This is a genomic window from Pseudomonas laurylsulfativorans (assembly GCF_002906155.1).
Classification (GTDB): domain Bacteria; phylum Pseudomonadota; class Gammaproteobacteria; order Pseudomonadales; family Pseudomonadaceae; genus Aquipseudomonas; species Aquipseudomonas laurylsulfativorans.
Genome location: NZ_MUJK01000029.1, coordinates 1 through 1,187 on the forward strand (window position 1 = coordinate 1; position 1,187 = coordinate 1,187).

Annotated in this window: 1 protein-coding gene; it reads left to right on the forward strand. The window is 61.5% G+C overall.

The window, feature by feature from the left end; translation table 11 throughout:
- A partial coding sequence (locus tag B0D71_RS31100) for a tandem-95 repeat protein (protein ID WP_133160971.1) occupies positions 1 to 1,187 on the forward strand: 1,187 nt, incomplete at both ends.

The window sequence follows — 1,187 nt, forward strand, 5'->3', positions numbered from 1 at the left end:
CGGCACGGTGCCGACTGTTAGCTACACCGTCACCGACGGTTCCGGTACAGACGACACCTCGACCCTGAACATCAGCGTCACCCCGGTTGACGACGGCTTCACCGACATCAGCGAAAGCGTGACCACCGCTGAAGACACCGCCGTCACCGGTAGTGTGTTGACGGGTACCTCGAGCGTCGACGGTCCGGTCAGCGTGGTCAACTTCACCATCGACGGTGTTGCTGGCACTTTCAACGCCGGCCAGACCGCGACCATTGCTAACGTCGGCACATTGGTCATTGGTACCAATGGCGCCTATACCTTCACCCCAGCCGCCAATTACAACGGCACCGTGCCGACCGTCACCTACACCGTCACCGACGGTTCCGGTACAGACGACACTTCGACCCTGAACATCAGCGTTACCCCGGTCGACGACAGCTTCACCGACGCCAACGAAAGCGTGACCACCGCCGAAGATACCGCCGTCACCGGCAGTGTGTTGACCGGTACCTCAAGCGTCGATGGTCCAGTCAGCGTGGTGAACTTCAGCATCGACGGTGTTGCTGGCACTTTCACCGCCGGCCAGACCGCGACCATTGCCAACGTCGGCACCCTGGTGATCGGTGCCAACGGCGCCTACACCTTCACCCCGGCCGCCAACTACAACGGCACCGTGCCGACTGTTACCTACACCGTCACCGACGGCTCCGGTACAGACGACACCTCGACCCTGAACATCAGCGTCACGCCAGTCGACGACAGCTTCACCGATGCCAACGAAACGGTCTCGACTCTGGAAGACACTGCCGTCACCGGCAGTGTGTTGACGGGTACCTCAAGCGTCGATGGTCCAGTCAGCGTTGTGAGCTTCACCATCGACGGTGTTGCTGGCACTTTCACAGCGGGCCAGACCGCGACCATCGCCAACGTCGGCACCCTGGTGATCGGCGCCAATGGCGCCTATACCTTCACGCCGGCCGCCAATTACAACGGCACGGTGCCGACTGTTACCTACACCGTCACCGACGGTTCCGGTACAGACGACACTTCGACCCTGAACATCAGCGTCACCCCGGTCGACGACAGCTTCACCGATGCCAGTGAAAGCGTGACCACCGCTGAAGACACCGCCATCACTGGCAGCGTCCTCACTGGTACGAGCAGCGTCGATGGTCCAGTCAGCGTGGTGAGCTTCAGCATCGACG